20 protein-coding genes are annotated in these 19,303 nt (G+C 66.9%); 4 read left to right on the top strand and 16 right to left on the bottom strand.

Annotated elements, in window-relative coordinates:
* Positions 1–48 precede the first annotated feature (48 nt).
* Positions 49–1,146: an HNH endonuclease signature motif containing protein gene (locus G6N59_RS31530; RefSeq protein WP_306789622.1), complete on the bottom strand. Its 1,098-nt coding sequence runs from the start codon at positions 1,144–1,146 to the stop codon at positions 49–51.
* A 101-nt stretch (positions 1,147–1,247) separates the two neighbouring features.
* The gene (locus G6N59_RS31535; protein ID WP_306789623.1) at positions 1,248–1,748 is read right to left on the bottom strand and encodes a DUF222 domain-containing protein; all 501 of its coding nucleotides are present in this window, start codon (positions 1,746–1,748) and stop codon (positions 1,248–1,250) included.
* A gap of 94 nt (positions 1,749–1,842) precedes the next feature.
* On the opposite strand from G6N59_RS31535, the gene G6N59_RS08480 reads away from it, so the two are divergent.
* Positions 1,843–2,136 carry a hypothetical protein gene (locus tag G6N59_RS08480; protein ID WP_138231745.1) on the top strand — a complete coding sequence of 98 codons (294 nt, stop codon included), beginning with the start codon at positions 1,843–1,845 and terminating at the stop codon, positions 2,134–2,136.
* Between the two features lie 29 nt (positions 2,137–2,165).
* Here G6N59_RS08480 and G6N59_RS08485 read toward each other — a convergent pair whose 3' ends face one another.
* The 12 genes from G6N59_RS08485 to G6N59_RS08540 form a co-directional block, all read right to left on the bottom strand.
* Complete coding sequence (locus G6N59_RS08485; protein WP_407665876.1) at positions 2,166–3,986, bottom strand: CocE/NonD family hydrolase; 1,821 nt, start codon at positions 3,984–3,986, stop codon at positions 2,166–2,168.
* Between the two features lie 57 nt (positions 3,987–4,043).
* Positions 4,044–4,565, bottom strand: coding sequence for a hypothetical protein (locus G6N59_RS08490; protein WP_138231747.1), 522 nt, complete (start codon positions 4,563–4,565; stop codon positions 4,044–4,046).
* A 279-nt stretch (positions 4,566–4,844) separates the two neighbouring features.
* On the bottom strand, positions 4,845–6,305 hold the full coding sequence (ahcY, locus tag G6N59_RS08495; RefSeq protein ID WP_138231748.1) for an adenosylhomocysteinase: 1,461 nt from the start codon (positions 6,303–6,305) through the stop codon (positions 4,845–4,847).
* Between the two features lie 99 nt (positions 6,306–6,404).
* Positions 6,405–7,061 (bottom strand): TetR family transcriptional regulator AlkX, encoded by a 657-nt coding sequence (alkX, locus tag G6N59_RS08500; RefSeq protein ID WP_138231749.1) that lies wholly within the window; start codon positions 7,059–7,061, stop codon positions 6,405–6,407.
* Positions 7,058–7,243 carry a rubredoxin gene (locus tag G6N59_RS08505; protein WP_138231750.1) on the bottom strand — a complete coding sequence of 62 codons (186 nt, stop codon included), beginning with the start codon at positions 7,241–7,243 and terminating at the stop codon, positions 7,058–7,060. Before G6N59_RS08505 ends, alkX begins: the two co-directional genes overlap by 4 nt.
* Positions 7,240–7,443 (bottom strand): rubredoxin, encoded by a 204-nt coding sequence (locus tag G6N59_RS08510; protein WP_138231751.1) that lies wholly within the window; start codon positions 7,441–7,443, stop codon positions 7,240–7,242. Before G6N59_RS08510 ends, G6N59_RS08505 begins: the two co-directional genes overlap by 4 nt.
* The gene (locus G6N59_RS08515; protein WP_138231752.1) at positions 7,440–8,672 is read right to left on the bottom strand and encodes an alkane 1-monooxygenase; all 1,233 of its coding nucleotides are present in this window, start codon (positions 8,670–8,672) and stop codon (positions 7,440–7,442) included. The genes G6N59_RS08510 and G6N59_RS08515 overlap by 4 nt, the downstream gene beginning before the upstream one ends.
* 117 nt (positions 8,673–8,789) lie before the next feature.
* Positions 8,790–9,701, bottom strand: a complete 912-nt coding sequence (locus G6N59_RS08520) for a cation diffusion facilitator family transporter (protein ID WP_138231753.1) — start codon at positions 9,699–9,701, stop codon at positions 8,790–8,792.
* 21 nt (positions 9,702–9,722) lie between these two features.
* Positions 9,723–10,949, bottom strand: coding sequence for a mannose-6-phosphate isomerase, class I (gene manA / locus G6N59_RS08525; protein ID WP_138231754.1), 1,227 nt, complete (start codon positions 10,947–10,949; stop codon positions 9,723–9,725).
* A 5-nt stretch (positions 10,950–10,954) separates the two neighbouring features.
* A complete protein-coding gene (locus G6N59_RS08530; RefSeq protein WP_138231755.1) occupies positions 10,955–12,049 on the bottom strand; it encodes a TobH protein in 1,095 nt (364 codons plus the stop codon).
* The gene (locus tag G6N59_RS08535) at positions 12,046–13,461 is read right to left on the bottom strand and encodes a phosphomannomutase/phosphoglucomutase (protein ID WP_138231756.1); all 1,416 of its coding nucleotides are present in this window, start codon (positions 13,459–13,461) and stop codon (positions 12,046–12,048) included. Before G6N59_RS08535 ends, G6N59_RS08530 begins: the two co-directional genes overlap by 4 nt.
* Positions 13,462–13,560: 99 nt before the next feature.
* Entirely contained in the window at positions 13,561–16,569 is a 3,009-nt protein-coding gene (locus G6N59_RS08540; RefSeq protein ID WP_138231757.1) for an ATP-binding protein, read from the bottom strand.
* Between the two features lie 90 nt (positions 16,570–16,659).
* Here G6N59_RS08540 and G6N59_RS08545 point away from each other — a divergent pair, with 90 nt between their 5' ends.
* Both G6N59_RS08545 and G6N59_RS08550 read left to right on the top strand, forming a co-directional pair.
* The gene (locus G6N59_RS08545) at positions 16,660–17,232 is read left to right on the top strand and encodes a hypothetical protein (RefSeq protein ID WP_163911132.1); all 573 of its coding nucleotides are present in this window, start codon (positions 16,660–16,662) and stop codon (positions 17,230–17,232) included.
* The gene (locus G6N59_RS08550; RefSeq protein ID WP_407665877.1) at positions 17,202–17,795 is read left to right on the top strand and encodes an Rv1078 family RDD domain-containing protein; all 594 of its coding nucleotides are present in this window, start codon (positions 17,202–17,204) and stop codon (positions 17,793–17,795) included. The genes G6N59_RS08545 and G6N59_RS08550 overlap by 31 nt, the downstream gene beginning before the upstream one ends.
* A gap of 67 nt (positions 17,796–17,862) precedes the next feature.
* On the opposite strand, the gene G6N59_RS08555 is transcribed toward G6N59_RS08550, so the two are convergent.
* Entirely contained in the window at positions 17,863–18,279 is a 417-nt protein-coding gene (locus tag G6N59_RS08555; RefSeq protein WP_138231760.1) for a DUF3499 domain-containing protein, read from the bottom strand.
* A gap of 119 nt (positions 18,280–18,398) precedes the next feature.
* Here G6N59_RS08555 and G6N59_RS08560 point away from each other — a divergent pair, with 119 nt between their 5' ends.
* The gene (locus tag G6N59_RS08560; RefSeq protein WP_138231813.1) at positions 18,399–18,821 is read left to right on the top strand and encodes a metallopeptidase family protein; all 423 of its coding nucleotides are present in this window, start codon (positions 18,399–18,401) and stop codon (positions 18,819–18,821) included.
* 21 nt (positions 18,822–18,842) lie between these two features.
* Here G6N59_RS08560 and G6N59_RS08565 read toward each other — a convergent pair whose 3' ends face one another.
* Positions 18,843–19,106, bottom strand: coding sequence for a WhiB family transcriptional regulator (locus G6N59_RS08565; protein WP_179970340.1), 264 nt, complete (start codon positions 19,104–19,106; stop codon positions 18,843–18,845).
* Between the last annotated feature and the right edge of the window lie 197 nt (positions 19,107–19,303).

Below are 19,303 nucleotides of genomic sequence, written 5' to 3' on the forward strand. Positions count from 1 at the left end.
GAAACCCCCTGAAAGTCCGGCCCGTTCAGGGGGGGATTCACGCGTCACTCAGAGTGGCGGCGGGATGTCGGTGTCTGTGGGGGTGTGTTGCGCGGTGGATTCTTGTAGCTCTTCGGCCTCGCGAGCGGCTTTCAGTTCCGCTCGTCTGCGGGCGGCGGCTTCTTGGGCGGCTGCTGCGGCGTGGAGGTCGGCTTCGTTGAGGGCGCGTTCGTAGGCGATCTGCTGGGCGAGGTCGTGGGCGCGGGTGCGGCGGCGGGTGGGCATCATGATGCCCCGGCCGGGGGCCGGTGGGGTATCGAGATCAGCGACCTCTGGTGGTGGGTTCGGCAAGGGTGTGTCGGTGATCTTGTCGGGGAACAGGATTCGACTTTCCGGCACGCTGGTGTAGGTGTGGCCGGTGGGTGCGGTCCACACGATGGTGCCGTCAGGTTGTTGACGGTCCCGCCAGCCGTCGGGGCCGCCGTAGAAGGTTTTGAGTAGGTGGTGTTTGCGGCATTTCGGGCTGAGGTTGCCCGGATGGGTCGGCCCGGCCGGCCACGGGATCGTGTGGTCGAGGTCGCAGGCGGTGGCGGGCTGATCGCAGCCGGGGAACATGCACGTCATCGCCCGCATCCGAACGAATTCGTCGATCGCGGTCGAGGGCCGGTACCGGGGCACTCCGTCGAGATCGGTGGCGGAGGCGACGGTACGGACTGTGGCGCCGCGCGCGGCCAGATCGGCCAGCAGCGCCGGTGGCACGACGGCACCGCCGATCATGTAGCCGATCGGGGACCGCACCGGCGCCGAGGCTTTGGCGAGCGCGAGGACCGGAGCCGGCGTGGGCGCCGCGTCAGGCACAGCGTCATTCACCGGCGCCGGCTCAGGTGCGGGCGAGGGCGGCAGTGGTGTCAGGGGCGCGGCCGGATCCCCGCTGAGCAGCGGGTCAGCCACCGGCGCGGGCAGCGCATCGGTCAGAACATGGATCACCACCGCCGTCGCGCGGGCATCCGGCCCGGCCGCCGCGCAATCGGGACTGCCACACTGGCAGGCCAACCGGTCCCCGCGGGCGGCGAGCACCCCCAACGCATCCGCGCGGCGCTGCCCGAAGGTGCGCGGATCGCTCTCACACACCTGCCGGGCCATCTCCGTCAACACCCGATTCAACAACTCGGCATCCGTGGCCAGCAGCGCACCCAGATCGACGCCACCCCGGTCTCATCATCAGGTTTGCCGACCCCGACCCCGGCGGCGGGCCGCCGACCGCACCTTCAGCACCGCAGCCGGATCGAACTTATGCACCCAACCGTCGATCTTCTTCTCAATCTTCTTGCGGGACAAACCCACCCACTCACACAGCGCCCCGCCAACGCCGCATCCAGCACGGCCAGTGTGTTGGCGTCCTCCACCAGGCGGGTGCGCCAGCAGATCGTGCCGACCGTTCGTGCCGAGACGCCACCGTCGGCAAACACCGCCGCCACCCGACGCAGGCGGTCGCGCAACGCGACGGCGGTCGCCATCTGCCCGGACGCTTCCCGAGACCCGATGCCCAAGGCGGCCCCGACTTCAGCGGCCGCGGCATCCCAGCCATCACAGGCCCACCACTGCCGATCACCCTGATCATCAACCCGCAACGCGACCAGGTCAGCGATCGCCGCGAAGCGGATGCTCGCGGCCCGCGCTTCCACCCGGGCACTGTGGCTGATGGCATCGACCACGGAAGCATCGTGAACCAGCGCACCGCCGGCCCCGATCCCTACATGTTCGAACATATGTTCTATTATGCTACCGGGGTCCGACACGTGCCACGATTCGAACGTTTCCCCCCGCCGGTACGTGTCACCGATACAGGACCGGAGGACCGTCATGCGTACCGCATTCATCATCCTCGCCGCAGCCGCCGCGGCCGTGCTGGCGCCCATCGCGCCGACACAGGCAGAGTCGGCAATCGTCACGATCGGTCAGTTGGAGGCCGAGGGATTCCACGTCAACATCGACCGGGTGGGTACTGCGCCGCTGGATCGGTGTGTGGTGACCAGCGTCCGTAACCCACAGGAGGAGACGAGGTTGATTCGAGTGGACAACGGCCATGGTCGAGATGTGGTCGTCCCCATCGTGGTGCGACGGACCATCACGGTGTCGTTGGATTGCACCAAGTAACACCGAGAAGCGCCTTTACGCAACAGCTTTCAGTTCGCGATCACCGGCAACGTGATCGATGACGGATGCGCCGGATCATGGAGGATGGTCTGCGTCGCCACCACGGTCGCCGCGTCGCGCCCGAACGGGGCGCCGGTATTCGGATTCGGCGAGAATTGCGGGTAGTCGCTGCTGGAGATCTCCACCCGCACCCGGTCCCCCGCACTGAGTTGGTAACTGGTGGGCCAGATTTGGATGTGGTACTGGTAAGGCTGGCCGGGCACGATCGGCGTCGGCGCCGACAGCGAATCCCGGAACGATGCCCGGACGATCCCGTTGTTGAGGTTGATGGCCGTCCCGTCGGGCTTGACCACCACCAGCTTGGCCGTGAAATCTGTATCCACCGCAGAGGATTGGGCCCACAGCGTGACGCTGGACGGGCCGGTGATCTCGGTGTCGTGAGCCACCGGGTCGCCCGTGTAGACCAGCACATCGGAGCGCTGCTCCACAGGTGTCTGGTCATAGGGACCCTGCGGACCGGATTTCGCACTGCAACATGAGTGCCCGCCGAGGCTCGGCGCCGGATTCAACGGGTCGTAGGTGTAGGCGTCGGGCGGCTGCGGTCCGGGCAGCACCGGCAGCAGCTTCCCGGCACGGTCGGCGATGCCGCCGGCGCCGGACAGGTAGTAGTTGATCCATTGCGTCTGCGGCAGTGGCCAGTTGGTGGCCGTCTTCCAGGTGTTGGCACCCATGGTGAAGTAGTCGACGCGCGGCTTGCCGGCCACACCGTTGTTGATGCCCTTCAAGAAGTGGTCGAACCAGGCCAGCATCAGCTCGTTGATGGGGCTGCTGCCCACCGGCCCAATGTCTTTGAGCATCGGCGCGGGCTCGGAATCAGGGCGCCCCCACGCGACGTGATCCCAGGGCCCGATCACCAAACGCTGGTTCGCGCGCGCAAAGTCGTTGCCGCCGTGGGCCACCATCCCGGCGAAGTTCTCGACACCGCCGGCCAGGAAGGCGTCATACCAACCCTCGAAGTGCAGCACCGGAATCCGTACCGCCGGATACCGGTCCCGGATGCTGAGCTGCTGCCAGAACGCGTCGCGAGTGTTGTGCCGGACCCAGTCGAAGTACCAGGGCGCCACCGCCGGATTGTGCGGCTGCATCGGCGGAAGGTCCTGTTGCGGGCGGAAATTCAGCCACCGCGTCGGGTCGGCTCCAGCGTCCCGCAACAGCCGCTCCGCTTCAGCGTCCCGGCGGTTCTCGGCGGCACCGAGCGCGATCGTCTCGATGGCCCACGGCTGCACGAACGCCAGCCGGAATTCACCACCCTCATAGGTCCAGCCGTCGTAGTAGTCGGACGCCGTGTTGGCCGGCGCGATCGTGACCAGATGCGGCGGGGCGGATACCGCCGCAAGCCATTGCGTCGCACCGACATACGACGATCCGTACATGGCGACCTTGCCGTTCGCCCCCGGCAGGCCGGCGGCCCACTCGACGGTGTCGTAGCCGTCGGCCATGTCGTTGGTGAACTCGCTGAACACGCCGCCGGAACTCCCCTGGCCCCGAACATCCTGAACGACAACGAGATAGCAGTGCGAGGCGAACCAATCCGGCGGCTGGTACCGGTTGGGCGACGCCTGCGCCCCGGACTTGCCGTACTGCGTGCGCATGAGCAGCACCGGCACAGGGTCAGAGGTCCGCGGACGGTAGACATCAGCGCGCAGCACGACCCCGTCTCGCATGGTGGCGCCAACGTCACGTTCGGCATCAACCGCACACGGCCCCCGGCCGGTCGCCGCAGGGAACATCGAACCGGGTGGGCGGTCCGCACCACAGGCAGCCAACAGGGCCAGCACCACCGTGAACACCGTCAGGCGGATCAGCGCGCGCACGCTCCCACGCTAGTGCCTCGCCAGACCTGACGGTTACGGCAGCCCGCGTCCGCCGGATGTCGTCGTCAGCACCAGGATGTTCTGGTCCCGGTCGAGGAACGCCTGAGTGGACATGGTTGGGGTGGAGAAAAGCTTGTTCAGCTCAGGCCCCGACAGGTATGGACCATCGGGCAGCTCCGATTGCAGAATCTTCTGCACCGTCGGTTGCCGGTCGGTGTCGACCGGGTGGTAGTCCGCCACTAGCTGAGCGGTCTCGGCAGGTGACAGTTTGACCACCGCGTCGATCCAGCTCACCTTGCCGGCCAGGCTGGGGTCGCCGCTGTTGTTCCAGGTGACCCACACCGCTTCTTCGGGCTTGGGCAGTTGCGGGTACTGCCAGATCAATTGCTGCACATCGTGCCGAACCATCACGGGCGGAATCGGCGGGCCCTTCACCGTCTGCGAAACAGTGCCGAAAATGTCCAGGCTGCCGAGGTTGATGCCGTCGCAGCCGGTCAATGCCACCCCGACGGCAGCCAGCAACACGATGCCTCTTTCCCATCGGTTCTTCCGCATGGCCGACGTTCCTTCACGAGGGTGCCTTGGTGTGTGGAAATTCTACCGCCGATATCCGCTAGCCATCAGAACTTCAGCAAACAGTGAAGCCGTGCCTAGTCGTTTTCGGTTTTCACGTAATGCGATGTACGCGGCCCTCAGCCCACCGCTGTCAGCTAATTCAGCCGGATGTGCCGACGCGAAGTGTCCCGCAGCGCTGGGTTTACCCAGCGAAAAACCCCCAATTCCCGAGGGAAATGGGGGCTTTCGCGTGTGCTCGCGCGAATAGCGCAAACAGACTCAGTAGCGGTAGTGCTCCGGCTTGTACGGGCCTTCGACGTCGACGCCGATGTACTCGGCCTGGTCCTTGGTCAGCTTGGTCAGCGAGCCGCCGAGAGCCTCGACGTGGATACGCGCGACCTTCTCGTCGAGGTGCTTGGCCAGGCGGTAGACCTCGTTGTCGTACTCGTCGTTCTTGGTCCACAGCTCGATCTGGGCGATGACCTGGTTGGAGAACGAGTTCGACATCACGAACGACGGGTGGCCGGTGGCGTTGCCCAGGTTGAGCAGACGGCCCTCGGACAGCACGATGATCGCCTTGCCGGTGTCGCCGAAGGTCCACAGGTCGACCTGCGGCTTGATGTTCAGCTTGGTGGCACCGGAACGCTCCAGGGCGGCCATGTCGATCTCGTTGTCGAAGTGGCCGATGTTGCCCAGGATGGCCTTGTCCTTCATGGCCTTCATGTGGTCGAGCAGGATGATGTCCTTGTTGCCCGTCGAGGTGACGACGATGTCGGCGTTGCCGATCGCCTCCTCGACGGTCACCACGTCGTAGCCGTCCATCAGCGCCTGCAGCGCGTTGATCGGGTCGATCTCGGTTACCTGGACGCGGGCGCCCTGGCCGGCCAGCGACTCGGCACAGCCCTTGCCGACGTCGCCGTAGCCACAGATCAGCACCTTCTTGCCACCGATCAGCACGTCGGTACCGCGGTTGATGCCGTCGATCAGCGAGTGGCGGGTGCCGTACTTGTTGTCGAACTTGCTCTTGGTGACCGAGTCGTTGACGTTGATGGCCGGGAAGGCCAGCTCACCGGCGGCGGCGAACTGGTACAGGCGCAGCACGCCCGTGGTGGTCTCCTCGGTGACGCCCTTGACCGACTCGGCGATCTTGGTCCACTTGGTCTTGTCGTTCTCGAAGCCGTTGCGGACCAGCTCCAGGAAGACCTTCCACTCGGCCGAGTCGTCTTCCTCGGCCGGAGGCACGACGCCCGCCTTCTCCCACTGCGCGCCGCGCAGCACCAGCATGGTGGCGTCGCCACCGTCGTCCAGGATCATGTTGCAGGGCTCGCCGTCCCAGGTGAGCATCTGCTCGGCGCACCACCAGTACTCCTCCAGCGTCTCGCCCTTCCAAGCAAAGACCGGGGTGCCCTTGGGCTCCTCGACGGTGCCGTGCGGGCCGACGACGACGGCTGCGGCCGCGTGGTCCTGGGTGGAGAAGATGTTGCACGACGCCCATCGAACTTCAGCACCGAGCGCAACAAGCGTCTCGATCAGCACCGCGGTCTGCACCGTCATGTGCAGCGAGCCGGAGATGCGCGCGCCCTTGAGCGGCTGAACGTCGTGGTATTCGCGGCGCAGCGCCATCAGACCCGGCATCTCGTGCTCGGCGAGGCGAATCTCCTTGCGGCCGAACTCGGCCTCGGACAGGTCGGCAACCTTGTAGTCGATGCCGTTACGGACGTCTGCCTTCAATTCCGTCATGGATTAGAGCCCCATTCATTCGTTCCACTGAAGTGACCCCATGGCCTGCGGGCTCGCGGGACAGGCGCCAAGAAACCTTCTCGAATGGCGCGCTGACGGCTACGGGGTATCTCTACTACCGTAACGGTCGGCGAACGGCGTCATGAGCCGGGCCAGGTCAGCGGCCACATCGTGGTCCGCTTCCGGCGGCATTGACACGTAACTGATCGCCAGCCGGACGATCGCGCGAGCCAGCACCCCGGCATCCTCGTCGGAAATCTGCACCCAACTGCCGCGGAAAGCCTCCGTGAGGCGCTGCGAGCAGTGCGAGATGATCGGCGCGCTGTCGGTGGTGATGATCTGCAGCAGGTCCGGCTTCGCGACACCGGTCAGCAACGAGATGACAAGCGGGTCGGACGCCGACTCGGTGAAGAACATCCGGAAGCCCTGCAGGAACGCCGCGTGAATGTCACCGACGTTGGCGTAGATGGCGTGCTCGACAGCGTCGACCAGGCGGTCGGCGAGACGCATCGCGTAGCCCTCGGCCAGCCCCTGCCGTGAACCGAATTCGTTGTAGATGGTCTGCCGGCTGATCCCCGCAGCGCGGGCGACATCCGACAGCGTGATCGACGACCAGTCCTTGGCCAGCAACAGCTCTCGCATGCCGTCCAGGATCGAGTGCCGCAGCAGGACCCGCGAGGCCTCGGCGTACGGCACCCGAGGTGCCGCGGGGCGCGGCACCTCGGGTCCGTCCGGTACTGCGGCCGCGGCGGTCACGACGCCACGACCTCCACCATGTCGAAGTCGGCCTTGGCGGCGCCGCAGTCCGGGCAGCTCCAGTCCTCGGGGATGTCGGCCCAGCGGGTGCCCGGGGCGATGCCGTCTTCCGGCCAGCCCTTCTCCTCGTCGTACTCGAAGCCGCACTGCAGGCAGACGAACTTCTTGAACGGCTCGCTCATGAACTCACTCCTCTTGCACTTCCCGTCGCTTCACTCGCCCCGACGGACTCGAAATCGACCTTCTCGCGGACCGCGCAGTCCGGGCAGCACCAGTCGTCGGGGACATCGTCCCACGCCGTGCCGGCCGGAAATCCTTCACGCGGAGCCCCTTTGGCCTCGTCATAGACGTAACCACAGCCTGGGCAGGCGTACGCGCTCATGCGGCCACCCCCGCCCCGTACTTGGCCACCACCTTGTCCCGCACCCGCGGGTGGACGTTCACCTTGGTGATGTCGCCGTCGTAGTGCTCGATGACCCGGTGGTCCATCATCCGGCGCCACAGCGGCGGGATGTAGGTCAGACCGATCAGGGTGGCGTAGCCGCTGGGCAGGTTCGGGGCCCCGTCGATGCTGCGCAGTGTCTGGTAGCGCCGCGTCGGGTTGGCGTGGTGGTCACTGTGGCGCTGCAGGTGGTACAGGAACAGGTTGGTGACGATGTGATCGGAGTTCCAGCTGTGCACCGGGGCGCAGCGCTCGTAGCGGCCACTCTCGGTCTTCTGCCGCAGCAGGCCGTAGTGCTCGAGGTAGTTCACCGACTCCAGCAGGCTGAATCCGTAGATGCCCTGGATGAGAACGAACGGGATGAGCGCCGGGCCGAACACCGCGATCAGGATGCCGAAGAACACCAGCGACATGAGCCACGCGTTGAGGACATCGTTCTTGAGGTAGGTGCGGGGGTCCCACGGGCTGCGTCCGAGGCGACGGATGCGCTGGGCCTCCAGCTCGACGGACGACTTCAGGGCGCCCCACACCGTGCGCGGCAGGAACTCCCAGAAGGTCTCACCGAATCGGGCCGAGGCGGGGTCCTCCGGGGTGGCGACGCGGACGTGGTGGCCGCGGTTGTGCTCGATGTAGAAGTGGCCGTAGAACGTCTGCGCCAGCGTGATCTTCGCCAGCCAGCGCTCCAGGTTCTCCTTCTTGTGCCCCATCTCGTGCGCGGTGTTGATACCGACGCCACCCAGCACACCGACCGACAGCGCGACGCCGAGCTTGGCCCACCACGCCAGCCCGCCCTCGAAGCCGAGCCAGCTCAGGTCCTTGGCGGTGAACAGGTACGCACCGAGGATGACGCTGGCGTACTGGAAGGGGATGTAGACGTAGGTGCAGTAGCGGTAGTACTTGTCGTTCGCCAGCTGCTCCATCATCTCGTCGGGCGGGTTCTCCCCGTCGGGCCCGAACTTCAGATCGAGGATCGGCAGCAGCACGTAGAGCAGACCGGGGCCGATCCACAGCGGCACCTGCGCCGCCGCATGCCAGCCGGCCTGGTTCAGCGCCCAGATCAGCGGGAGCATCACGAACAGAGCCGTGGGCGCGATCAGGCCCATGAGCCACAGATGACGCTTGCGATCCCGCCACTGCGTGACGTTGACGTCGGATACCTCGACTGACACGGGTCCACCTCCATTGGTTTGCCGACAACTTCGTGATCTTGACTATAGACGGCAATTTGTCGCCGGTCTAGACATTAGAGGCGAATTTGTAAAACGGCTTGTGGCAGCCGTCACCGGTCAGCCGCGGTAGAGGTCCGGCTCGATGTAGATGATGCGGGCGTTCGGGACGGCGGCCCGGATCGCGACCTCGGCGGCATCGATCGTCGCGGCGACGGTCGCCAGGTCGGTCTTCGGGGCCAGCGCGATCTTCACGCCGACGAGCATCTCCTCCGGCCCCAGGTACTGGGTGCGGAGGTGGATGACGCGGTCGACGTGCGCCGTCTGCTCCAGCGCGGCGCGGATGGCGCCGGTCTCGTCGACGGTCGCGCCTTCCCCGATCAGCAGGCTCTTCATCTCGACCATCAGGATCACCGCGATGACACCGAGCAGCGCACCGATGGCCGCGGTACCGATGCCGTCCCACACCGGATCACCCGTCAGCATCGACAGGCCGACGCCGCCCAGGGCCAGCACCAGACCGATCAGGGCGCCACTGTCCTCCAGCAGCACCACCGGCAGCTCCGGGTTACGCGAGGTCCGGATGAACCGCCACCAGCTGCCGGCTCCCTTGAGCGGACGCGATTCCTTCACCGCGGTGTAGAAGCTGTAGCCCTCGAGCGCGATGGCCACCACGAGAATCGCGACTGCGACGACGGGTGACGACAGCGGCTCGGGGTGAGTGATCTTGTGATAGCCCTCGTACAGCGCGAACATCGCGCCGAGGCTGAACAGGACCAGCGCCACGACGAACGAATAGAAGTAGCGGCTGCGGCCGTAGCCGAAGGGATGCAGATGGTCGGCGTCCTTGCGCGCCTGCCGCTGCCCCCACAGCAGCAGTCCCTGGTTGGACGTGTCCGCCAGCGAGTGCACCGACTCCGCGAGCATCGACGAACTGCCCGTGACCAGAAAACCGACGAACTTCGCCGCGGCGATCCCGGCATTGGCCAACAGCGCCGCGACGATCGCGCGCGCACTCCCCGAGGCCGACATGACCTGCCCTTTCGTAGGTTTCTAGATCCCGACCGTCGCGCGGAACACCGTCGACGGTTCGTCAGCCAGCAGCCGCACGGGCCCTTCCCCGGCTGCGATCCAGGCTGCGGCGCCCTTGTTCAGGGTCAGCTCGCCGCCCGCGGAATGCACCTGCACCCGCCCCTGCGTGCCCAGCAGAATCTGGGGGCCGGCATGCCCGTTCGGCACCTCGACCTCACGGCCCAACCGATCGCCGTCGATCCGCAGGATCGAGACCGCGAATTCCGAAGCGGGGGTGTCGAAAACTTCCTCGACACCACCATCGGTCGGCCGCGGATGGACCGGACGCCCGTCCGTCGGGGTGAAATCGAGCACCCGGAGCAGTTCGGGCACGTCCACGTGCTTGGGCGTCAGCCCACCACGTAACACGTTGTCGGAGTTGGCCATCACCTCGAACCCCAGGCCGTGCAGATAGGCGTGCAGGTTGCCTGCGGGCATGTAGATGCCCTCCCCGGCGACCAGGCTGATGCGGTTCAGGAGCATGGCGGCCAGCACCCCGGCATCACCCGGATAGCGCTCGCCAAGTTCCAGCACGGTCTTGACCTCAGTCGCGAATTCGGTTGCCCCGGAACGGATGTAGTTCACCGCGCCGTCGAGCACGGCAGGCACCAGCACGTCGAGGTCAGGCTGCGGCAACGTGATCCAGGTGGTGAACACGGCCCGCAGCCCGGCGGCGTCCGACTGGCCGGCGAGCAGGTTGATGTACGGATCGAGATCGGATACCGCCAGCGCCTTCATCAATTCGACGGTGCGCGCCACGGGCCGGAAGCCGGCGAGCGCCTCGAACGGACCGAGGGCCACGATCAACTCGGGCTTGTGGCTGCGGTCCCGGTAGTTGCGGTTGCGGGCGTTGACAGCAATGCCTTGGCGCTCTTCACGATTGAAGCCCTCGGCGGCCTGCTCGGCACTCGGGTGCGCTTGTAGCGACAGCGGTTCGTCGGCGGCCAGCACCTTCGCCAGGAACGGCAGCACCTCACCGAACCGGGCGCGGACCTCGGGCCCCAGCTGAACGTCGGGATCGGCCCGGATGACCTCGAGCAGCGACGCCTCACCTTCGGGCGTCTCCACGCGCGCGGGGTCGCCCGGGTTCGCACCCAACCACAGTTCGGCCTCGGGATGCGCTGTCGGACTGGGCTTTCCGGCAAAATCGGCCAGGGCGGTACGCGACCCCCAGGCGTAGTTCCTGACGGCGCCTCGTAGCAGATGCACTTTGTCTAACCTCGAACCAGTTTCAGGTACACGGCCGTCATCTCCAGCCGTACCGCCAGCATCGCGATCTGTTGTTCCAAGCGACTGCCCGGCACGTGCAGCACCGAGTCGGGCACGTCATCGGCGCTGAGCACATCGACGTCACCCCCGAGTGCGTCCATCCGGGCGATCACGCCGGGCCGCTCCTCATCAGCGCACAGCACCACGGTCCGGACCCGGGCCGGCGCCGGCCCGTCGATCTCGGGATCGTGGAAAAGCGAATCCTCGTAGGACATTTCGGCGGCCGTCTGCCGGCCGAGACCCCCGTGCAGCGCCACCAGCGCGTCGGCACCACCTGTCGCCGCCACCAGTTGGTGCGCCACCCGCAGAAGCACGGTCGCGGCGTGGCGCACCAACGCCAGCATCGCCGCACCTTCCCCAGCCAGCACCACCTGCCGCCCGGACATCCGCTCGGCGAGGTTCTTGGCCGGGTTGGTGAAGATCTCGCGGGCCGCACTGTTGCGCAGGGCCTCGGCGTCCAGCTCGTCGGCCAGGCCGTCGAGGTCGATGCCCAGCGCCGGGTCGACGACCATCAGGGTCGCCAGCCCCGCGGCCAGATAGCGGGTGAGGCCGAAATCGTCGGGCACCGACAGCCGTGGCGGCAGCACCACCGCACGGCCGGCGGCGGCATCGCGCAGCGGCCCTTCGTTGGGCGCCACCACGATCACCCGCGCACCACGGCGCACGCCGGTCGCCACGGCCGTCACCAGCGCCGGGTCAGCGGGGTCGTCGCCGGCGGCCACCACGACGTCGAGCGCGCCGATCCACGGCGGCACGTCCGTGGTCACCACGAGCGGCACCGACGCCGTCGCGCCCAGGGCCGCGGCGAGGACGGTTCCCGCCGCGCCGGATGCTCCGGACGCGCCGCGGCCACACACCCAGGTGACGGTCCGTGGACGTTGATCGGAGCGCAGCGCGTCGAGTTGGCCTTCGGTGAGTGCCGCGGCGACCGCGCGGGTCTGTGCGCCGGCCATCGACGCCGCCCGCAGCAGGCCGTCACGGTCGGCGGCGATCAGACCGTCGACGTCGTCGAGGTCCAGGGTCGCCGGGGCGGCACTCATGGCGTCGACTCGCTGGGGCGCACGCGAGGAGCGATCGAATTGGTCGCCCTGATCTGCGCCGCGATGTGCTCGACAATCTGGTCGACTTCCACGCGGGTACGCGATTCGACGTTGAGCCGCAACAGCGGTTCGGTGTTGGAGGTGCGCAGGTTGAACCAGCGCCCGTCGCCGAGGTCGACGGTCACGCCATCGAGTTCGTCGGTCGAGGCGATCTCACTGCCGTACGACGCGATGACCGCCCGTACGCACGCCGGGGCATCGGCAACGGTGAAGTTGATCTCGCCGGACGCCTCGTATCGCTGGTACTTGGCCATCAGCTCCGACAGCGGACGGTCCTGTTCCCCGAGCGCGGCCAGCACATGCAGCGCGGCGAGCATGCCGGAGTCGGCACCCCAGAAATCGCGGAAGTAGTAGTGCGCCGAATGCTCGCCACCGAAGATCGCGTTGGTCTCGGCCATCAGCGCCTTGATGTACGAGTGGCCGACGCGCGAGCGCACGGCCTTGCCGCCGCGCTCGGCGATCAGCTCCGGGACCGCACGCGAGGTGATCAGGTTGTGGATGACGGTCGCGCCGGACTCACGCGCCAACTCGCGATCGGCGACCAGCGCCGTCACGGCAGAGGGCGACACCGGGTCACCCTTCTCGTCGACCACGAAGCAGCGGTCGGCGTCGCCGTCGAAGGCCAGGCCGATATCCGCGCCGTTCTCGACGACATGTTTCTGCAGATCCACCAGGTTGGCCGGATCCAGTGGGTTGGCCTCGTGGTTGGGGAACGTGCCGTCCAGCTCGAAGTACAACGGCAGCAAGGTGATCGACTCGACCGAGCCCAGCACGGCCGGAGTGGTATGCCCGCCCATGCCGTTTCCGGCGTCGACCGAAACCCGCAGCGGACGCAGCGCCCACACGTCGACCAGCGAACGCAGGAAGGCGCCGTATTCGTCGAGGACGTCGCGCTCTTCGACCGTGCCGGCGGCGCCGTCATACCCGGGCACGCCGCCCGTGACCTCTTGCGCGACGGTGGCCAAACCCGTCTCGCTGCCGACGGGCTTCGCACCGGCGCGGCACAACTTGATGCCGTTGTAGGCGGCCGGGTTGTGGCTCGCCGTGAACATGGCGCCCGGGCAATCCAGCAGGCCCGAGGCGAAGTAGAGCTGATCGGTCGACGCCAGCCCGATCCGGACCACGTCCAGACCCTGCGCGGTGACCCCGCCCGCGAACGCCGTGGCCAATGACGGTGAGCTGGGCCGCATGTCGTAACCGATCGCCACCCGGGTGGCGCCCTCGGCGCGCATCAACCGGGCAAATGCCCCGCCGACGTCGGCGACGAACGACTCGTCGATCTCCTCGCCGACCAGCCCGCGTACGTCATATGCCTTGATGACGCGCTGTACAGAAGCAGCAGGCCGAGACATAGCCCTCCCGATCTCATCGTTCGCAGACCACTGCATGCCGAGGGCCTGTGACAGTCAGCCTATCGGCACACCCCTGGACTCGCCGGTGGTCGGTGGCGTTCAGCCAACATTGATGGCGGCGACGCGACGGGCGAGGAATTCGTCCCACACGTGTTCGCCAGTCATGGCGACGAGGTGGTGTGCCCGCTCGATCAGCGCCGCGGCGCCGTCGCGGCGTCCAGCGCGGAGCTCGATGTCCGAAAGCAGAGCCAGAAAATACGCGTGCATGACGCACGTACCGTCGGACCGAAGGATTTCGAACGCGTCGAACGCTTGCTGCGGATCAACGGCGCGCCCCTCCATCGCCTCCGCCCAGACACTGACGATTCGGGCGGCGGCACCCCACTGCTGACCACCGGCTGCCGCAAACTCCCGCTCCACCGCCGCTGCGGCCGCCGCGGTCCCGCGAAGTTCGCCGAGGATGGCCGCCGCCTCGACGTGCGTGAGCTTGGCGCCGAGGACGTTGAACACGTCGCCACGGCTGCTTGCCAACTGCAGCGCCCGCGTCCCGTAGTGCCGCGACGCGTCAGCGTTACCACGCAATGCTTCTCCCAGCGACATCCAGGTGTAGACGCGCGGATGGAAGAAATGCATCGGGTCGGTGACGGTTTCGGGTGCGGGAAAGGTCCTCATCATGTGCAGACCTACGTCAATCTGCAGATCGGTATCGCCGCGTAGGCCCGCCACGACCACGGTGGCGAAGTCGCTGGCGACGCCGCAATCCACGTCGCCCGAGTTGCCGTACTGCTCCCGCAGGCCCTGGGCGATGACGTCGGCTTCGTCGATGCGTCCGTGGGCACACAACATCGAGGCCTGCACGGCGACCGCCCCGTAGAAGCTGCGGCCCTTGACATGGGCACCGATCTCGAAGGCTCGCTGTACCGCCTCGGTGGCCGAGGTGCTCCCTTGTCCCTCGAGGATCCCGCGGGCACCGGCCAGATGAAGCCAGAGTGCCGCTTGGCGTTCGAGCAGTTCGGGCTTGGCCGGCAGCCGACGGCACAGGTGCAGGGCACGTTCGGTCAGGGTGGCGACGTCCGCATACGCCGAACGGTGCAGTGCGCGTTGGATTGTCGTCTCATGTACGTCGACCGCGGTGACGGGGTTGAGGTGGGTGCCGGCCTGCCACGCGTGGTCGGCGGCGGCGATGACGATTTCGTACGGGTCGGATTCGAGGCCCGACGCGCGTGCGCTCGCGGCCGCGGCGTGCAGTTCGGCCCGGCGATCCGACGACAGTGTGGCCAGGACCGCATCCCGCGTCAGTCCATGACTGAACCGATATGTCCCCGGCAGCTCCGCCGCCTCGTCCAGCACGGCGTTCGCGAGGGCGGGACGTAGCCGTGCTTCGACCGTCGAGGTGGACAGGTTTGCCATCGCAGCCAACTCGGCGAGATCGAATTGCGGCCCCAGCACTGCCGCTGCTGCCAGCAGCTGCCGGCTCGGGCGGCCCAGTTCATCCAGTCGCCGGCCCAGCACCTCGACCACGGTGTCGGGCAGGCCCGGAACCGCTGCCGGCGCGGCGTCGAGTGTCCGTGCTATTTCCTTGATGTAGAAGGGATTACCGCGTGCGTATCGCGAGATGTACGTCGCCACCTCGACCGGTGCGGCCGCACCCGTCACGAGGCTGATGAGGTCGCCGGTCGCGCGCGCGTCGATGCCGTCAAGAAAGATCGTGACGCTGTCGGTGCGGCCGGCCAGCCGCGCCAATGCCACGCGATTGACTGGTCGCGCGGCACCGTGATATCGCCAGTTCACCATTACCTGCAGGCGGAGTTGTGGTAGCCGCGCGGCCAGCAGGGCGAGCGCGTCCAACGTGGGCGCGTCGGCGTCCTGCGCATCGTCGATAACGACCAGCACCGGCCGGATGCGCGAAACTGCCTCCAGCGCAACCGCAATACCTTCAGCGAGCGCGAATCCCGTCGCGGGCACCGAGGCGCCGGATGGGGTCTCCGAATTCCATTCCGGCACCAGTGCGTCCGCCACTCCGGGAGCCGCGCGCCTGATCGCGCCACGCATGTCGTCGGCGAACTCATTGCCCAGCTGGCGCAGCACCTGTATCCACGCCCAGTGCTGCGGCAGGCTGATTCCGGAGGAGTGTCCCGCCCAGGCAACTGCGATTCCGGCGCCTCGGGCAGCTTTCGTGACCTCGCGGGTGAACGACGTCTTGCCGATGCCGCTCTCCCCGCCGACGAAGGTCATGCCCCCGGCACCGTCGCGCACCCGCAATAGGGATTCCGTCGCACGACGTACTTCCCGATCACGCCCCACCAACGCGGACGCGGCGCGAGCGGCGACAGTGGTCGATTGGCCGTCGAACTCGATTGTCCCAGTGGTGATCTGATCGAAGGCGGCCTGCAGTTCGGCGCCGGGCTGACCGCCGACCTCACGCTTGAGCACTTCGCACGCCCGGTCGAATGCGCGCACGGCGTCGGAGGTCCTGCCCGCACGGTGCAGCGCGAGCATCAGATGCGCCCACAACGGCTCGTGCAAAGGGTGCTGCGCCAACGCCGCCCGGATCTCCGGGACCAGTTCGGCGCCGCCGCCGAGGTGCAGTGCCGCCCGCAGCCGCAGTTCCGTTGCCGCCGAACGCAACCCCCAGAATCGCTGCACTTCTGGCGCCGCGAATTCGGCGTAGGCGAAATCACCGAACGGGTCACCCCGCCACAGCGCCAAGGATTCTCCGAGCATGCCCACGGCGCTGCCGGCGTCGCCGCCGGCGAGTGCCATCCGGGCAGCGGAGACCAACGATTCGAACCGGTGCAGATCGACCGAATCTCCGTGGCGCAGATTCAGGCGGTAGCCCCTCGGGCGCGATTCCAGCCGGACCGGATCCGCATCGTCGTCATCGTCGAGTACCCGCCGCAGATTTGAGACGTAGGCACGCAGTGAAGCCAACGCCTTGGGCGGCGCGTCGTCCTCCCAGACATGCTGGATCAACTGGTCCGTGCTGACGACGGAGCCATGTTTGGCGAGCAACACAGCCAAGACGCACCGCTGCTTCACCCCACCGAGAGGTACGTTCTTGCCCGCGCGACGGACCTCCACGGCGCCGGACAGCACGTAGTCGACCATGCGTTCCCGACCTTGAGTAGCAACGTACTGTTCGGCCAGACGATACTCATCCCAGGTCGGTCATGCTTGTGATCGCGGTACGCCCGCCGCATGGCGCCGGCCGGGTTGGCGCTGATCGTGGCGTTGGCGGCCGGCACGGTCGCCACGTCTTCGACTGACACCCGAAACGGACCCGTTCGTCCAAACGCTTTCCAAACTCCCATTGTTAGCCTGCCTCGTCATCGCAGCCAGGAGGAGGTCGGGATGTACCGGAAGCTCGTATTTGCCACCACGATGGTCGCCGTGGCGATCACCGGGTGCTCCACCACGAAGCAGGTGACCGTCAGTTCATCGAAGAGCGCGTCCAGTACGAGTGTGCCGGCATCCACCGCACAAGCGAGCGGGTCGGATGCCAGCGCGTCGGATCCGGGGGCGCCCGCCGCACGACTGGACTCCAGTTCCTGCGTCGAGATCACCCAGGCCAATCTCGACCTGGCCGTTGCCTCGAACGCCGACGCGGCTCGTACCGCCGGCAACACCTTCGAGAAGTACGACCTCCCTGCTGAAGTCAAGGACGCCGTCGAACATTTCGTCTCCACGGGCGGAGCTCAGTTCGACGACCCCAAATACGACAAGTTCAACAAAGCCATCGAATCGTGGATCAAGCAGGTCTGCCCGCTCTAGGTCGCGCACGCGGAATCTACCCAGAAAGGTACGCACAGATGACCGAACAACCGTTTCCCCAGCCGCCCACTTATGCCGGAGCGCCCGCGGCGAGTCCGTACACACCCTGGCTCACCCGTGTTCTGGCGTTCCTCATCGACTACATCCCCTACGCGATCATCGTCGGCATCGGTTACGGCATCGAGGCCATGACCCAGGAGACGATCTGCGCGAATGATTCCTCCGAGTACAACCTCGGACAGTTCTGCGTGACCGGCAACTCCTCGATGGGAGTGGCCGCATTCCTCGCCTCGGTGGCGGTGGGTTTGGTGTACCTGGTCTGGAATTACGGCTTCAAGCAGGGCACGACGGGATCGAGCATCGGCAAGTCGATCATGAAATTCAAGGTGGTCAGCGAGCAGACAGGGCAGCCCACCGGGGTCGGCATGTCGATCGTGCGCCAGCTCGCCCATTTTCTGGATGCCGTCATCTGCTACATCGGCTTTCTGTTCCCGCTGTTCGACGCCAAGCGGCAGACGATCGCCGACAAGGTGATGAAGACGGTGTGCCTGCCACTGACCTGAGGCGAGTCAGCAGATGCGCCGACGCCGGGTGCGGGCTCTCAGCCTTCACCCGGCGTTTGTCATGTGGTCAGTCTGCAGGGTCCGGCAACACGCGCAGATGTCCGCGTCGACGCCCGTTGTGCTGCGTGCGTGGCACCGGCGGTGCCATGACCGCACCGCCGTGGGCACCGGGCGCCGGATCACTGAACCCGGTGGGGATACCGCCGCGGGGCGGTAGGTCCCGGCCTTCCCGCACCGCGTCGGCGAGCGCGACGAGGTCGTCGTCGTCAGAGGGCGTGGGCAGCGGACCGGCGTGGCGGACCAGCTCCCACCCCCGGGGCGCGGTGATGCGGGTCGCGTGCGAGACGCACAGGTCCCACGAATGCGGCTCCGACGCGGTGGCCAACGGACCTACGACTGCCGTGGAATCCGAGTAGACAAACGTCAGCGTCGCCACGGCGTAGTGCGGGCAACCTGGCCGGCAGCAGCGACGGGGAACATTCACTCGGCGAGATTATCGCGCCGCCGACGCGCCCACTGCCGGACACGCGCGTCACGAGCGCGTCGATCTCCAACCGTTACTATCGGCCGATGGCCCACTCGCGTGTGCGCCGCCGTCGCGGCATGCGCGGCCCGCTCCTCCCCCCGACCGTTCCCGGATGGCGCAGTCGCGCCGAACGATTCGACATGGCGGTGCTGGAGGCCTACGAACCGATCGAACGCCGCTGGAGCAATCGGGTGTCCGGACTCGATGTCGCGGTCGACGAGATCCCGCGGATCTCCCCCAAGGATCCGGACGCGATCCAGTGGCCGCCCGAAGTTATCGCCGACGGGCCGGTGGCGCTGGCGCGGCTCATCCCGGCCGGGGTGGATATTCGGGGTAATTCGACTCGGGCGCGAATTCTCTTGTTCCGCAAGCCCATTGAGCGGCGGGCGAAGGACTCCGTTGACCTCGCCGACCTGTTGCACGAAATTCTGGTGGCGCAGGTAGCCACCTATCTCGGCGTCGAGCCGTCGGTTATCGACCCGACCATCTTGGACGACTAGGCCGGATCCGACGGCGGCGCGTCAGATGATGCCGCGCTTGATCCGCCGGCGCTCGCGCTCCGACAGACCGCCCCAGATGCCGAAGCGCTCGTCGTGCGCCAACGCGTACTCGAGGCACGCGTCGCGCACCTCGCAGCCCTGGCAGATGCGCTTGGCTTCCCGGGTCGAGCCACCCTTCTCCGGGAAGAAAGCCTCAGGGTCGGTTTGCGCGCACAGGGCACGCTCCTGCCACTGGTCTTCCGTCAGCTCGGGCTCGGAGTCGATGTGATCGGGCACCAGACTCAGCTGCGGCCGTCCGGCGACGACGTTCTGGACAGGTCCGGTGTTTGTGTGCGGTGCGGTCCCAATAGAGCCGAGCATCCGCCCGTCGAATGGAACGACATGATCGAAATCTGCGTGTTCGTAAGACATTTGCCGCCTCCTCCCCTGCTTTACGTAGTTCTCATATACGGAGTCCAACTACTTGCCTGCGTGCCGTGAGT

Source organism: Mycolicibacterium aubagnense (genome assembly GCF_010730955.1).
Classification (GTDB): domain Bacteria; phylum Actinomycetota; class Actinomycetes; order Mycobacteriales; family Mycobacteriaceae; genus Mycobacterium; species Mycobacterium aubagnense.

Excerpts from the sequence above, each read along its gene's own strand:
- G6N59_RS31535 (WP_306789623.1), bottom strand. The coding sequence starts at position 1,748 with ATGTTCGAACATGTAGGGATCGGGGCCGGCGGTGCGCTGGTTCACGAT.
- G6N59_RS08480 (WP_138231745.1), top strand. The coding sequence starts at position 1,843 with ATGCGTACCGCATTCATCATCCTCGCCGCAGCCGCCGCGGCCGTGCTG.
- G6N59_RS08490 (WP_138231747.1), bottom strand. The coding sequence starts at position 4,565 with ATGCGGAAGAACCGATGGGAAAGAGGCATCGTGTTGCTGGCTGCCGTC.
- ahcY (WP_138231748.1), bottom strand. The coding sequence starts at position 6,305 with ATGACGGAATTGAAGGCAGACGTCCGTAACGGCATCGACTACAAGGTT.
- G6N59_RS08505 (WP_138231750.1), bottom strand. The coding sequence starts at position 7,243 with ATGAGCGAGCCGTTCAAGAAGTTCGTCTGCCTGCAGTGCGGCTTCGAG.
- G6N59_RS08510 (WP_138231751.1), bottom strand. The coding sequence starts at position 7,443 with ATGAGCGCGTACGCCTGCCCAGGCTGTGGTTACGTCTATGACGAGGCC.
- G6N59_RS08520 (WP_138231753.1), bottom strand. The coding sequence starts at position 9,701 with ATGTCGGCCTCGGGGAGTGCGCGCGCGATCGTCGCGGCGCTGTTGGCC.
- G6N59_RS08530 (WP_138231755.1), bottom strand. The coding sequence starts at position 12,049 with ATGAGTGCCGCCCCGGCGACCCTGGACCTCGACGACGTCGACGGTCTG.
- G6N59_RS08535 (WP_138231756.1), bottom strand. The coding sequence starts at position 13,461 with ATGTCTCGGCCTGCTGCTTCTGTACAGCGCGTCATCAAGGCATATGAC.
- G6N59_RS08540 (WP_138231757.1), bottom strand. The coding sequence starts at position 16,569 with ATGGTCGACTACGTGCTGTCCGGCGCCGTGGAGGTCCGTCGCGCGGGC.
- G6N59_RS08545 (WP_163911132.1), top strand. The coding sequence starts at position 16,660 with ATGGCGCCGGCCGGGTTGGCGCTGATCGTGGCGTTGGCGGCCGGCACG.
- G6N59_RS08560 (WP_138231813.1), top strand. The coding sequence starts at position 18,399 with ATGCGCGGCCCGCTCCTCCCCCCGACCGTTCCCGGATGGCGCAGTCGC.